The sequence below is a fragment of the Chromobacterium phragmitis genome (assembly GCF_003325475.1).
Taxonomy (GTDB): domain Bacteria; phylum Pseudomonadota; class Gammaproteobacteria; order Burkholderiales; family Chromobacteriaceae; genus Chromobacterium; species Chromobacterium phragmitis.
Genome location: NZ_CP029495.1, coordinates 2483371 through 2496437 on the forward strand (window position 1 = coordinate 2483371; position 13067 = coordinate 2496437).

13 protein-coding genes are annotated in these 13067 nt (G+C 70.1%); all 13 read left to right on the top strand.

The features are described 5' to 3' along the window. The first annotated feature begins 28 nt into the window (after positions 1-28). The 13 genes from DK842_RS11845 (at position 29) to DK842_RS11905 (ending at position 13064) form a co-directional block, all read left to right on the top strand. On the top strand, positions 29-1051 hold the full coding sequence (locus DK842_RS11845; protein WP_114061628.1) for a methyltransferase domain-containing protein: 1023 nt from the start codon (positions 29-31) through the stop codon (positions 1049-1051). A gap of 22 nt (positions 1052-1073) precedes the next feature. Then, positions 1074-1412: a phosphopantetheine-binding protein gene (locus DK842_RS11850; RefSeq protein WP_168194876.1), complete on the top strand. Its 339-nt coding sequence runs from the start codon at positions 1074-1076 to the stop codon at positions 1410-1412. A 2-nt stretch (positions 1413-1414) separates the two neighbouring features. Beyond that, positions 1415-1858: a 3-hydroxyacyl-ACP dehydratase FabZ family protein gene (locus tag DK842_RS11855; RefSeq protein ID WP_114061630.1), complete on the top strand. Its 444-nt coding sequence runs from the start codon at positions 1415-1417 to the stop codon at positions 1856-1858. Positions 1859-1878: 20 nt separating this feature from the next. Further along, entirely contained in the window at positions 1879-3108 is a 1230-nt protein-coding gene (locus tag DK842_RS11860; protein ID WP_114061631.1) for a beta-ketoacyl-[acyl-carrier-protein] synthase family protein, read from the top strand. Then, complete coding sequence (locus DK842_RS11865) at positions 3101-4270, top strand: beta-ketoacyl synthase N-terminal-like domain-containing protein (protein WP_168191891.1); 1170 nt, start codon at positions 3101-3103, stop codon at positions 4268-4270. The genes DK842_RS11860 and DK842_RS11865 overlap by 8 nt, the downstream gene beginning before the upstream one ends. Positions 4271-4338: 68 nt before the next feature. Then, the gene (fabG, locus tag DK842_RS11870) at positions 4339-5118 is read left to right on the top strand and encodes a 3-oxoacyl-ACP reductase FabG (RefSeq protein ID WP_114061633.1); all 780 of its coding nucleotides are present in this window, start codon (positions 4339-4341) and stop codon (positions 5116-5118) included. Next, positions 5111-7150, top strand: a complete 2040-nt coding sequence (locus DK842_RS11875) for an FAD-dependent oxidoreductase (RefSeq protein WP_114061634.1) — start codon at positions 5111-5113, stop codon at positions 7148-7150. Before fabG ends, DK842_RS11875 begins: the two co-directional genes overlap by 8 nt. Further along, positions 7147-8202, top strand: a complete 1056-nt coding sequence (locus tag DK842_RS11880) for an alcohol dehydrogenase catalytic domain-containing protein (RefSeq protein ID WP_114061635.1) — start codon at positions 7147-7149, stop codon at positions 8200-8202. Before DK842_RS11875 ends, DK842_RS11880 begins: the two co-directional genes overlap by 4 nt. Further along, positions 8199-9089 (top strand): NAD(P)-dependent oxidoreductase, encoded by an 891-nt coding sequence (locus DK842_RS11885; protein ID WP_114061636.1) that lies wholly within the window; start codon positions 8199-8201, stop codon positions 9087-9089. Before DK842_RS11880 ends, DK842_RS11885 begins: the two co-directional genes overlap by 4 nt. A gap of 92 nt (positions 9090-9181) precedes the next feature. Continuing rightward, positions 9182-9931, top strand: a complete 750-nt coding sequence (locus DK842_RS11890) for an ABC transporter ATP-binding protein (RefSeq protein ID WP_114061637.1) — start codon at positions 9182-9184, stop codon at positions 9929-9931. Continuing rightward, positions 9928-11220, top strand: coding sequence for an ABC transporter permease (locus DK842_RS11895; RefSeq protein WP_114061638.1), 1293 nt, complete (start codon positions 9928-9930; stop codon positions 11218-11220). Before DK842_RS11890 ends, DK842_RS11895 begins: the two co-directional genes overlap by 4 nt. A 13-nt stretch (positions 11221-11233) precedes the next feature. Beyond that, positions 11234-11977: an outer membrane lipoprotein-sorting protein gene (locus DK842_RS11900; RefSeq protein ID WP_232538467.1), complete on the top strand. Its 744-nt coding sequence runs from the start codon at positions 11234-11236 to the stop codon at positions 11975-11977. Continuing rightward, on the top strand, positions 11949-13064 hold the full coding sequence (locus DK842_RS11905) for a hypothetical protein (protein ID WP_114061640.1): 1116 nt from the start codon (positions 11949-11951) through the stop codon (positions 13062-13064). Before DK842_RS11900 ends, DK842_RS11905 begins: the two co-directional genes overlap by 29 nt. Positions 13065-13067: the final 3 nt, after the last annotated feature.

The window sequence follows — 13067 nt, forward strand, 5'->3', positions numbered from 1 at the left end:
CACCGACATCAAGCAGGAGCAGACAACGATGAAACGCGAATTGCTGGCCATACTCCGCTGTCCCCACTGCCGCGGCGCGCTGCGGGCGGAGGGCGAAGCGGGGGGAGAAGAGGCGATCGAGGAGGGCGAGCTGTCCTGCACCGGTTGCCGCCGCCATTTTCCCGTGGTGCAGGGCGTGCCGCGGCTGGTGCTGCAGGATGGCCTGGTGGACAAGACGCGCAGCGGCTTCACCTACCAGTGGGACAAGCGCCAGCGCGGCCGCGCCGAGCGCCGCGCGGTGGTGTACGGCTACGAGATAGGCAAGTTCATGGACTGGTTCGTCGGCGAGTTCACGCTCGGCCTGTCCGCCAAGGCCGAAGGCGCCTGGCTGCTGGACGCCGGCTGCGGCAGCGGCGAGAAGGCGCGGGAGCTGGCGCGCCATTTTCCGCAGCACCAGGTGGTGGCGATAGACCAATCCAACGCCATCGCCCGCGCCGCCTGGGAAAATCGCGACCTGCCCAATCTACACTTCGTCCAGGCCAATGTCTGGTATCCGCCGTTCGCCGAGCGCAGCCTGCAGTTCGCGATGAGCATAGGCGTGCTGCACCACACGCCGGACACGCTGCGCGCTTTCCGCGCGATCGGCGCGCTGGTGGCGCCGGGAGGCGACTTCATGACCTGGTTGTATCCGCTGCCGGAGGAAGACAGCTTCTGGGCCGGCCTGTACCGGCAACGCGACAACCATTTCCTCAAGCTGGGCCACCGGTTGCCGCATTGGCTGACGATCGCGCTGTGCCACGCCTACATTGCCGCGTTCTTCCCATGGGTGTTGCGCTTCCTCAAGGCGCAGTACCGGGTGAACAGGGACCGCTTCCCCATCTACCCGGATCGGCCGTCGCTGGGCGAGCTGTACCGCAGTTCGGTGTTCCTGTCCTTCGACAACGTGATGCCGCCGCACCAGTTCCGCCACGGCCGGCCCGAAGTCAGAGGCTGGTATCGCCAGCACGGCTTCGGCGAGGTCAACGACCGCTACCCAGGTTTTTTCCATGCGATACGCGGCCATGCCGCCTGATTTCCTGAAAGAGGAGACCGCCATGAACGACGCCACCATCGAGCTTGAATCCGCCCTGGAAGACAAGTTGCGCGCTTTTCTGGTCCGCTTGCTGAAGCTGGACGAGGACCAGCCGCTGCCGGCCGACGCCGACCTGATCCAGCAGATCGGCCTGGATTCCATCGAGGCCTTCGACGCCATCGCCACGCTGCACGAACTGCTGGACGCGGTGATCCCGGAGAACTTCAACCCCAAGGTGGTCAACAGCATACGCACGCTGGCGCGCTACGTGCTGGACGCCTTCGGCGACGAGGCGGTGCGCCGTTTCGTGGCGCTGGATCTGGAGACGGTGACGGCCTTCGACGCCGAGGAGGATCTGTAGCCATGGCCGTCCGGCGGCTGTCCATGGCGGAGCTGGCAAGTTTGTTGCCTCACGCCGGCGACGCCTTCTTCCTCAGCGACGCCGAAGTGGATGGCTGGAAGGCCAGCGGCGGCGCCAGCTGGCGCGCCGACCATCCCCACCTGCGCGGGCACTTTCCGGGCGATCCCATCGTGCCAGGCATTTATCTGCTGGAAGCGGCCGCGCAGCTGGCCGGCGTGGCGATACGCTGCGGCGCGGAGGACTGGACGCCGCAGACGCTGGGCGTGCTGGCGGCGGTGCGCAAGTCCTATTTCCATCGCTTCGTCCGGCCGGGCGAGCGGGTGGACTACGCGCTGGAGGTAAGGCCGACGCCGGGCAGCGGGATGTACGCGGTGAGCGGGCTGGGCCGGGCGGGCGGAGACAAGGTGTTGACCGTGGAACTGACGATAGCCGGCGCGCGGCGTTAGCGCGGCGGGAGGGAGAAGGCATGGATGAGCGCAGAGTGGTGATCACCGGCATCGGCGTGGTGTCGCCTTACGGCGCGGGCTTGCAGCGCTTCTGGCAGGCGCTGGCTGGGGGCGAGAGCGCGAGGCGGCCGATACGCGGTTTCGACGCCTCGGTTTACCGCAGCGCGCAGGGCGGCGAGGCGCCGGCCGAGTTGCTGGCGGACGCCGGCGCGCGCGCGCGCTGCGGCGGCCCGGGCGAGGACAGCGCCTACTTCTTGGCGCTAGCCGCCGACGAGGCGCTGGCGGACGCCGGCCTGGGGCCGGTATTCGATGACGCCGAGCGCGTCGGCTGCGTGCTGGGCACGTTGTGCGCCGGCATGCGCAATATGCGCGAGTACGGCGCGGCCTACGAAGCGGGGCGGCCGTCGCCGGTGGCGGCGGAGACGATACCGGCCCATTACCAGCTGGATTTCCTGGCGCGGCGGCACAATCTGACCGGACCGTCGTCGCTGGTGTCCACCGCCTGCTCATCCACCACTGACGCGCTGGGCTACGCCTTCGACCTGATACGCGGCGGCGAGTGCGACCGCTGCCTGTCCGGCGGCGGCGACGTGCTGGCGGAGATGATACACGCGGCCTTCAACGGCCTGTATTCGATCACCGCGGGCGAGCCCAGGCCGTTCGACAGCGAGCGCGACGGCTTCTTCATCGGCGAGGGCGCCGGCCTGTTCCATCTGGAAACGCTGGAGTCGGCCCGCGCGCGCGGCGCGCGCATCCACGCAGAGATTCTGGGCTACGGCCTGTCCAATACCGGCCACCACCTGACCGCCACCTCGGAAGACGGCGCCGGCGAGGCGCTGGCGATACGCCGCGCGCTGGACGACGCCGGCCTCGGGCCGGCGGACATCGACTACATCAATTGCCACGGCACCGGCACCCGCCACAACGACGCGTCCGAGATCCGCGCGATCAACCGGGTGTTCGGCGACGCCGCCGAACGGCTTCACCTCAGCTCCAACAAGGCCTCGATCGGCCATTGCATGGGCGCGGCCGGCGCGCTGGAGGCGGCGGCGACGGTATTGGCGCTGGAAAACGGCCTGATCCCGCCGACGCTGCACACCCGAGGCGACGAGGCGGAGCTGCGCAGCCGCCTGGTCGGGGCCGAGGCCAGGCCGGCTGCGCTGCGGCGCGCGCTGTCGCAATCGTTCGGCTTCGGCGGCGCCTGCTCCTGCATCGTATTCGGCCATTACCGGGAGGATGAACATGCGTGAAGTGGCGATTACCGGCATCGGCGCGGTCGGTCCGCACGGCGTGGGACTGGATGGCATGCTCGACGGCCGCTTCGTGTTTTCCGCCTGGCCGGAGGCGGCGTCGCCGCCGCACGCCGAGTCCCTGATCGCCAGCGTCGGCGATTATCCCCGCACCCGTTATTTCAACGAGCGCGCGCTGCGGCTGATGGACAAGCCGATGATGCTGGCCAGCTTCGCCGCCGGATCGGCGCTGGAGGACGCGGGCTACGGCGATGGCGAGGCGCCGGAAGACTGCGCGACGCTGCTGGGCACCGCGCGCTCCGAGCAGACCTCGGTGCACAAGTTTTCGCTGCCGCTGCTGCAGGGGCGGCCGGAACGGATCAATCCGGCCGAGTTTCCGCTGGTGGCGCGCAACATCGCCTGCGGCCAGATGGCGATCCGCTTCGGCCTGCGCGGCCCCAGCTCGGTGCTGGCTTCGGGGCCGCTGGCTTCGCTGCAGGCGGTGGCGCGCGCCGCCGGCCTGATCCGCTCAGGGCGAGCCAAGGTCGCGCTGGCGGGCGGCGTGGAGGCGCTGTCGCGCTTCGCCTTGCGCTTCTGCCGCGATTATTACGGCGACGCAGCGCTGGCCGGCAGGCCGGCCTTCTTCGGCGACAAGGGCGGCGGCCTGATCCCGTCCGAGGGCGCGTGCATGCTGGTGTTGGAAGACGCGGAGCTCGCGGAGGCGCGCGGCGCGCGCGTCTACGCCAGGCTGGGAGGCTGGCATGCCGGCCGGCTGGGCCGGGGCGACGCGGTCCAATCGCTGCTGGACGGCTGGCGCCGCGCGGCCGACGCCGAGCCGGACCTGCTGCTGCCGGGGGCCGGCGGGGCGGGCCGCGATCACGAAAGGCTGGAGACGCGGGCCTTGCGCCGCTGGCTGGCGGAGCGCGCCGGGCAGCCGTGCAAGCTGCTGGCCGCGCGGGCGCTGGCGGGGGAGGGCGAGAGCTGGAGCGGCGCGCTGCAGGTGGCCTTGGCCGCCGCTTCGCTGGCAAGCCGGCGCGCGCCGGCCACGCCGGACGTGGCGGCGGACGCCGATCCGGCGCTGGCTCGGGCCGCCGCGGGCGGGGTTTTGCCGGCGGCGGCCGCCGCGCTGGCGCTGGGCAACGACGCCGCCGGCGCTTTCTGCGCGCTGGAGCTGCGCCGATGAGCGCGGGCTGCGTCCGTCGTCCCTTTGCCGCCCCGTCTGGCGACGCAGCGGCGGATTTGGAGAAACCCATGAGTCAGAACGCATTGCCGCTCGCGGCGCGAAAGGCGGCGCTGGTCACCGGCGCGGGGCGGGGCATAGGCCGCGCGATCGCGCAGGAGCTGGCCGGCCGCAAGCTGCCGGTCTTCGTCAACTACCGCAGCGACGAGGCGGCTGCCGAGGACGCCTGCGCGGCGATCCGGGCCGCCGGCGGCGAAGCCTATCCGTTGCGAGCGGACGTGTCCGATCGCGAGGCGGTGGCGGCGATGTTCGCCGACATCCGCCAGCGCGGCTTCTGGGTGCAGACCCTGGTCAACAACGCCGGCATCGTCCGCGACGGCCTGCTGGCGATGATGCCGGCCGACGACTGGAGGACAGTGCTGGGCAGCAATCTGGACGGCAGCTTCCACTGCGCGCGCGCCGCGTTGCAGACGATGATGAGCCGCAAGAGCGGGCAGATCGTCAACATCGCCTCGGTCGGCGGCATGCGGGCCCAGGTCGGCCAGGCAAATTACGCGGCGGCCAAGGCCGGCTTGCTGGCGCTGACCCGCGGCCTGGCGCGCGAGGTCGGCCGCTACGGCATACGCGTCAACGCGGTGGCGCCGGGCTTCATCGACACTGACATGCTGGCGGAGATGAAAGCGTCGGACAAAGGCGCGGCCATGCTGGAAGAGGCGCGCGCCAAGCAGATTCCGCTGGCGCGCTTCGGCAGGCCGGAGGAGGTGGCGCAGACCGTCGGCTTCCTGTGCTCGAGCGCGGCCAGCTACATCACCGGCCACGTGCTGGTCGTCGACGGAGGGCTGTGTGCCTGAAGCCCGGCCCTTGCTCGGCCGGCTGTTCTCGCCGATCCGGCTGAATACGCTGCGGCTGCCCAACCGGCTGCTGATGAGCTCGATGCACCTGAACCTGGACGAGTGCGGCGACGCCTGGCAAAGAATGGCGGCGTTCTACGCGCTGCGCGCGCGGGAGGGCGTCGGGCTGATCGTCAGCGCCGGCTGCGCGCCGGACGAGGCGGGCAAGACCACCCAGGGCGGCTTCGCGCTGTGCCGCGACGACGAAATAGAGCCGCACAGGATGATCACCGGCGCGGTGCATGAGGCCGGCGGCCGCATCGCGCTGCAGATTCTGCATTTCGGCCGCGAGGCCTTTCACGGCGGCATGGTGTCGTCGTCGGCTGAGCGGCTGCCGTCCAGCGTGTTCACGCCCAGGCCGCTTGGCGAGGCCGAGATCCAGGCGACCATCGCCGCCCACGCCGATTGCGCGGCCCGCGCCGTCGCCGCCGGCTACGACGCGATCGAGCTGCTGTTCGGCCAGGGTTTTCTGGTGCACCAGTTCCTGGCCCCGGCCTGCAACAAGCGCACCGACCGCTGGGGCGGCGGCTTCGACAACCGCGCGCGGCTGGCGGTGGAGATCGCCGCCGCGGTGCGCCGCCGCGTGGGTCCGGATTTCCCGCTGATCTTCCGTCTGCCCTGCATGGATCTGCTGCCGGACGGGCTGGACGCCGAGGAGTCGATGGGGCTGATCGGCAAGCTGCTGCCCTATGGCATCGACCTGCTCAACGTCAGCATAGGCTGGCACGAATCCGAGGTGCCGACGATCGCGATGGCGGTGCCGCGCGCGGCTTTCGCCGACGCCGCCCGGCTGGCGCGGCGGCGCTATCCGCAACTGAAGCTGGCGGTCAGCAACCGCGTCAACGACCCGCGCGACGGCGAGGCGCTGCTGTTGGACGGTTGCGCCGACATGATCGCGATGGCGCGGCCCTTTCTGGCCGACCCGGCATTGGCGAACAAGGCGCGGGCCAACCGCTTCGACGCGATCAACGCCTGCATCGCCTGTAATCAACGTTGCCTGGACCATGTGCTGACCGGCCAGCCGGTCAGCTGCAGCGTCAATCCGGATTGCGGGCTGTCGGTCGAAGGGCGCTATCCGCCCTTGCCGAGGTCGCTGGAGGTGGCGGTGGCCGGCGGCGGCATCAGCGGCATGGGAGCGGCCTTGTTTCTGGCCCGGCGCGGCGCGCGGGTGACGCTGTTCGAGGCTGGGGACGAGCTGGGCGGCCAGCTGCGGCTGGCCGCGCGCATTCCGCAAAAAGAGGAGTTCGCCGCCACTATCCGCCATTACCGCGGCGAGCTGCTGCGCGCCGGCGTGGCGGTGCGGCTGGGCTGCCGTTTCGACGAGCGCGCGGTCGACGCCGCGCGCTGGGACCACGTGGTGTTGGCGCAGGGCGCCGCGCCGCGCCGACCGGAAGGCGTGCCGGGGCTGGAGCTGCCGCATGTGCGGGACTACGCCGAGGTGCTGGAGCAGGGGTGCCCGGTGGCGTTTCCGGTGGTGGTGATCGGCGGCGGGGGCATCGCCTGCGATCTGGCGAAATACCTGGCGGCCAAACGCGGCGAGTTGACCCGTGGCGCGCGCGCCTACCTCGCGCGGCGTCTGCCGGCGGAGGCGCTGGCGCCGTACCTGGACGGCGGCGCGGACGACGAGGCGCCGGCGATCACGCTGCTGCAGCGCTCCGGCCGCAAGTTTGCCCACCGCGTCGGCCGCACCACGCGCTGGATACTGATGGACGCGCTGCGCCGAGATGGCGTGCGGCTGTTGGGCCGGACCGAGCTTGTCGAGATCACCGGCGACGCGGTGATCGTGCGCGAGCGCGGCGGCCCGGCGCGCAGCCTGCCGGCGCGCAGCGTGGTGATCGCCGCCGGCCAGGCGCCGCGTCTGGGTCCGGAGGATGCGCTGAGGCGGGCCGGCATTCCCTGCACCGTGCTGGGGGCGGCGGATGGCGGCCTCTCCGGCGTCAATCTGGCCGCGGCGCTGGAAGCGGCTTACCGGTTTGCGATGGAGCTGACATGAACACGATGCGGGCGGTGGTATGGGAAGGGCTGCAGCGGCTGCGGCTGGCGATGTTGCCGCGTCCGGCGTTGCGGGAGCCGGACGACGCGCTGCTCAGGGTCACCCACGCGTCCACCTGCGGCACCGATCTGCACATCTACCGCGGCGCGGTGCCGGGTTTCGAGCCGGGCACGGTGATCGGGCACGAGTTCGTTGGCGAGGTGGCGGCGGTGGGGCCTGCGGTGAAGCTTTTGCGGCCTGGACAGCGCGCGGCCTGCGCCGATTTCGTCGCTTGCGGCGCGTGCGCGCCGTGCGCGGCCGGGCGGCACGCCCAGTGCGGCGAGCGGCGGTTGTTCGGCTTTTCCGGCTTGCAGCCGCGGCTGGACGGCGGCCTGGCCGAATATGTGCGGGTGCCGCGGGCGGATGTCGCGCTGACGCCGCTGGCCGATGGCGCGGACCCGCGTTTCGGGCTGCTGTCCGGCGATGCGCTGCCGACCGCGCTGGGCGCGCTGCAGCGCTTGGTCTTGGCGCCGGGCGAGCGTCTGGCGGTGATCGGAGCTGGCCCGGTGGGCGTGTTGACCGCTTGGCTGGCGGCGCGACGCGGCGTGGAGGTTCTGCTGTTGGAAGTCAATCCCGCCCGCGCGGCGCGCGCGCGCCGTGGGGGGCTGGCGGTGGCCGAGATCGCGGCCGGGCAACCGCTGTCGGACGCGGCGCCGGGTTTGGCCGGCGCTTTCGACGCCGCGGTGGACGCGGTGGGCGGCGAGAGCGGCCTGAAGACCGCGCTGGCCGCATTGCGGCCGCGGGGGCGGCTGGTCGGCGCGGGATCGCAGGCCGGCCGTTTCGAGCTGGACTGGGGCGCGCTGATGCAGCGAGAGATTTCGCTGCAGTTCGTGATCGGCGATCCGATCGGCCTGCGCGGCGAGGTGGAGGCGGCGATGGCCGTCTGCGCGCCGGCGCTGGATCTGATGTTTTCCGACAGATTGCGCTTGGACGAGGTGCCGGATTATTTCGCCGCGCTGTACCGGCGCGAGCGTTTCAAGGCGCTGGTCTGCGTGGCGGAGGAGATGGCATGAGCAGGCGGGACGTGGGCAAGCGGCTGGCGCTGATAGGCTGCGGCGCGATGGGGACGGCGCTGGGATTGAGAATGCTGGCGCAGGGCTGGACGCTGCGGGTATATAACCGCAGTCTGGAGCGGACCCGGCCGCTGGAGGCGGTCGGCGCCAGCGCCTACCGGACACCGGCGGAGGCGGCGAGCGGCGCCGACTGGGTGGCGACGGTGGTCACAGACAGCGAAGCCCTGCGCGGGCTGTTGTTCAGCGACGGCGGCATCGCCAGCGCGCCGGCGCTCGGCCGCCGGCTGGTTGATCTGGGCACCCACCGGCCGGATCGGCTGGCTGATTTGGGCGCGGAGTCGGCCAGCCGCGGCTGGCCGTTGGTGGAGGCACCGATGACGGGAAGCGTGCACGACGCCAGCCACGGCACCCTGCATTTCCTGGTCGGCGGCGAGGAATCGGACGTCGAGTGGGCGAGCCCGCTGCTGTGGGCGCTGGGGCGCGGGGTTCACCATCTGGGCGGGCTGGGCGCGGGCAATACCGCCAAGCTGGCTCTGAACTTGCTGGTGGGGGCGATGGCCGGCGGGCTGGGAGAGGCCGTCGCCTTGCTGCGCGCGCGCGGCCTGGCGGTGGACAGCTTCCTGGACGCATTGGACGGCAGCGGGCTGGCCTCGCCCTTGTACCGGCGGCTGGGGCAGCGCTATCTGGATGGCGACCACGCGCCGCGTTTCTCGCTGGGGAATCTGGAAAAGGACTTGCGCTGGGAATGGGAGCATGCCGAGCGCAGCGGATTGAAGCCCCGTCTGGCCCCGGCACTGTGCCAGCTGCTTGAGTCGCTGCCGCAGGCGGACAAGTTGCGGGACTATTCCTGGTTGATCACCCAGTTGGCAGGCCCCGCGGCCTGTTGAGTTTAATGTCATGGATGGCTTATTTATTAAATGATATATTCATTTTAAATCATCCGTGCCGCCTTTCCTTTTCGAAAACAAGCGAGCGTTTCATGAACACAGCAGTCAAGCCATTGGCCTCCGGGGCCATTGTCGAGTTGCAGGATGTCGGCCGCACATTCTTGTTGGGCGAAACCCGGATCGAAGCCCTGCGCCACGCGACGCTGGCGGTGATGCCGGGCGATTTCCTGGCGATCTGGGGGCCGTCCGGCTCCGGCAAGTCCACCCTGCTCAACCTGCTGGGGCTGATAGACAGCCCCAGCTACGGCCGGATGCTGTTCCGCGGCGAGGACGTGGCGGGACTGGACGACAACGCCCTGTCCGACTACCGCAGCCGCGAGATCGGCTTCGTGTTCCAGAACTTCAACCTGATTCCGGTGCTGTCGGCGCTGGAGAATGTGATGTTGCCGTTGCATTGCCAGCGCGCGCCGAAAGCCGAGGCCAGGGCGCGGGCGTTGGCCTGGCTGCAGAAGGTAGGCCTGGCGGCCTTCGCCGATCATCCGCCGGAGAAGCTCAGCGGCGGCCAGCGCCAGCGGGTGGCGATCGCGCGGGCGATGGTGACCGAGCCTTCGCTGGTGATCGCCGACGAGCCGACCGCCAATCTGGACTCCCACACCAGCCGCGAAGTGATCGACCTGATGCAGGCGCTGAACCACAAGACCGGCGTCACCTTCGTGCTGTCCACCCACGATCCCAGGTTGCTGGCGCGGGTGTCGCGCCACCTTGCGCTGCGCGACGGCGAGATCGCCGAAGCCTCGTATGAGGAAAGCATGCTGAAACTCAACGCGGAGAGCCTGACATGAATCCCATCGTGATGGCGTGGCGCAATCTGCTGCGCAACCGTCGCCGCAGCCTGGTCACCCTGCTGTCCATCGCCTTCGGCATCGCCGCGCTGGCGCTGTTCGCCGGCTACACCCAGACCATCTACACCGGCCTGGCCAACCTCTCCATCCACGGCGAGATGATCGGCCACCTGACGGTCAACAAACGCGGCTGGCGCACCGAGGGCAAGCTGCATCCGGCGCGCTACCTGCTGACGCCGGCCGAGATCGCCAAGGTGGACGCCATCGTCCGCCAGCGCCTGCCGCAGGGCCACGTGCTGCCGCGGATGGGGCTGGACGGCATGATCTCCAACGGCCGCAACAGCACCATCTTCATCGCCGAAGGCATAGACCCGTCCGCGCTGCAGCTGATACTGGGCCCGCTCAGCGGCGTGCACCGCAACATCGTCGCCGACAAGCCCAACGGCGTGTCGGTCGGAGAGGCGCTGGCCGCGGTGCTGGGGCTGAAGCGCGGCGGCGAGGCCTCGCTGCTGGTGGGCACCATCCACGGCCAGGCCAACGCCGCCGACGTCGAAGTCAACGACGTGATCAATACCGGCAACACCGCCACCAACGACAAGTTCCTGCTGGCGCCGCTGCAGCTGACCCGCTCGCTGAAGGACGTCGGGGAGCAGGCCGAGTGGCTGACGGTATTGATCAACACGCCGGCCAAGGCCGGCGGCCAGCTGGACAAGGGCATGCTGGCGATGCTGACCACGCCGGCGCCGGACGAGGCGGCCACCGACGCGCTGCGCGATCAACTGCAGGCGGATTTCCGCGCCGCCGGGCTGGATCTGGAGGTGCGCACCTGGCAGGACATGTCGCTCTACTACAAGCAGGTGAAGAACATGTACGACCTGATCTTCACGCTGCTGTTGGGCATCGTGCTGGCCATTGTGGTGTTGAGCATCGCCAACGCGATGAGCATGAGCGTGCTGGAGCGCACCCGCGAGATCGGCACGCTCAGGGCGATGGGTTATCGACGCGTGCGCGTGGTGGGCCTGTTCATCGCCGAGGCCTGCCTGCAGGTGGCGCTGGGCTGCCTGCTGGGGCTGCTGCTGTTCTGGCTGACTAGCCACGCGGTCAACGGCGCCAACATCCAGTACGTGCCGCCGGGCAACAGCATCAGCGTGCCGCTGTACATCGATTTCGATCCGGCGCGCACCGTGTTCGCGATGCTGCTGCTGGGCACGCTGAGCATCGCCGCCGCCTGGCTGCCGGCGCGCAAGGCGTCGGGCCAGCAGATCACGCTGTCGCTGGCGCACAGCTGAGAAAGGGAAACGCATGAAAACGACGACGATGGCGGCCGGCCTGTTGCTGGCCGGCCTGATCGCCGCGCCGGCGGCCATGGCGGCGCCGGACGCGCAGGCGCTGCTGCGCCAGTCAGACCAGGCGCGCGGCGGCGATCTGCCCGGCTTGGCCTGGGAAGTGCGGCTGGCCAACAGCGGCAGCGCCAGCGAAGATCTGCAGCCGATGCGGCTCGAGGTGCGGGCCAACAAGACCGCCAGCCTGGCCGAGGTGCGCGAGCCCTTGAGCAATAAGGGCTCCAAGATGCTGCAGGTGGACCGCAATATGTGGCTGAGCAAACCCGGGCTGAAGAAGCCGGTGGCGATCTCGCCGCGGCTGCGGCTGTCCGGCCAGGCGGCGATAGGCGACATCGCCGCCACCAATTACGCCAAGGACTACGCGGCCAAGCTGCTGCGCGAGGAGACGCTGAACGGCGAGCCTTGCTACGTGCTGGATCTGAAGTCGGCCAACAAGCAGAGCACCTACGACCGCATCGTCTACTGGGTGTCGGAAAAGCGGATGGTCGGGGTGCAGGCGCAGTTTTACAGCCTGTCCGGCAAGCTGCTCAAGCAGGCAAGTTTCCAGTACGACAATACGGTCAAGGTGGGCGGCAAGAGCATTCCCTTCGTCAGCGCCATGCAGATCAACGACGCGCTGACCGACGCCCGCACCACGCTGAAGTACGGCGAGCTGCGGGTGAAGACTTTCGCCGATGCCGAATTCCAGGTGGACAATCTCTGAGCGCGGCGCGGCCGGTCTGGCCGCGCTGCTGCTGTGCGCCGGCGTCCACGCCGCCGAAGGCGACGGCGGCGAGGCGTGGCGGACCGACGCCAGCCTGGAGGCTTGGCTATACGGCGACGCCTACCGGCTGACATCGCCGGCGCCGCTGCCGCAAAAGCAGTACCACGCCGAGGCTAGGCTGGACCTGGCGCTCAGGCGCGACGCGCTGCGCGTGGAGCTGGCGCCCAGGCTGAACTGGCTGCGCGCCTGCCCGCCCGGCGGCGCGGATTGCCGCAGCGACGGCCAGGCCAGCCTCAACCAGGGCTATTTCAGCCTGGCCAGCGGCGGCGAGCAACTGGCGGCCGGCCGCGAGAAATTCAGCTGGGGGCCGGCCAATTTCCGTTCTCCCAGCAATCCCTTCTATTTCGACAGCGGCCGGACCAATCCGCTGGCCGACACGCCAGGCGTCGACCTGGCGCGCTGGACCCACAGCGGCGGCGGCTGGCGGCTGACCTCGGCCTATGTGTCCGATACCCGGACTTTGCCGCAGCCCAGGCAGCGCGACACGCTGCTGTTCAAGCTGGACCGGCAGGGCGACGATGCGCTGGCCAGCCTGGTGTTCAGCCAGGCGCGCGGCCAGCGCCAGGGGCCTTTTCTCGGCGCTTTCGCCCAGTACACGCCCGACGACGCCTGGCTGCTGTACGGCGAGGCGTCCGCCCAGCGGCGCGGCGCGGCGACGGCGGCGCGCTGGCTGGGCGGCGCCAGCTACACCAGCGCCGCCGGCCGGGTGTGGTCGGCCGAATACCTGTTCAACGGCGACAACGGCGCGGCCACGCTGCAAGCCGACCCGTTCGCGCTGCGAGGCCGCCATTACCTGTGGGCCAGCGCGCAGAGCAATCCGCAGGAGCTGGAGCGCTACTGGCGGCTGGAGTGGACGCGCAATCAAGACGACCGAAGCCAGGGCTGGATGCTGTACGGCGAGCGCCGTCTATCGCCGCGGCTGTCCGGCTTCGCGATGCTGGCCCTGGGCGAGGGCGGCGCCGGCCGCGAACTGGGCGGCGCCTATCGCAGCGGCGCCACCCTGGGGCTCAAGCTGTTTCTGTTCTAGCGC

What these genes read in the sequence shown, in the direction of transcription:
- DK842_RS11900 (WP_232538467.1), top strand. Translation starts at nt 11,234, where the DNA reads ATGAAAACGACGACGATGGCGGCCGGCCTGTTGCTGGCCGGCCTGATC.
- DK842_RS11850 (WP_168194876.1), top strand. Translation starts at nt 1,074, where the DNA reads ATGAACGACGCCACCATCGAGCTTGAATCCGCCCTGGAAGACAAGTTG.
- DK842_RS11880 (WP_114061635.1), top strand. Translation starts at nt 7,147, where the DNA reads ATGAACACGATGCGGGCGGTGGTATGGGAAGGGCTGCAGCGGCTGCGG.
- fabG (WP_114061633.1), top strand. Translation starts at nt 4,339, where the DNA reads ATGAGTCAGAACGCATTGCCGCTCGCGGCGCGAAAGGCGGCGCTGGTC.
- DK842_RS11845 (WP_114061628.1), top strand. Translation starts at nt 29, where the DNA reads ATGAAACGCGAATTGCTGGCCATACTCCGCTGTCCCCACTGCCGCGGC.
- DK842_RS11885 (WP_114061636.1), top strand. Translation starts at nt 8,199, where the DNA reads ATGAGCAGGCGGGACGTGGGCAAGCGGCTGGCGCTGATAGGCTGCGGC.
- DK842_RS11865 (WP_168191891.1), top strand. Translation starts at nt 3,101, where the DNA reads ATGCGTGAAGTGGCGATTACCGGCATCGGCGCGGTCGGTCCGCACGGC.
- DK842_RS11895 (WP_114061638.1), top strand. Translation starts at nt 9,928, where the DNA reads ATGAATCCCATCGTGATGGCGTGGCGCAATCTGCTGCGCAACCGTCGC.
- DK842_RS11890 (WP_114061637.1), top strand. Translation starts at nt 9,182, where the DNA reads ATGAACACAGCAGTCAAGCCATTGGCCTCCGGGGCCATTGTCGAGTTG.
- DK842_RS11860 (WP_114061631.1), top strand. Translation starts at nt 1,879, where the DNA reads ATGGATGAGCGCAGAGTGGTGATCACCGGCATCGGCGTGGTGTCGCCT.
- DK842_RS11855 (WP_114061630.1), top strand. Translation starts at nt 1,415, where the DNA reads ATGGCCGTCCGGCGGCTGTCCATGGCGGAGCTGGCAAGTTTGTTGCCT.
- DK842_RS11905 (WP_114061640.1), top strand. Translation starts at nt 11,949, where the DNA reads ATGCCGAATTCCAGGTGGACAATCTCTGAGCGCGGCGCGGCCGGTCTG.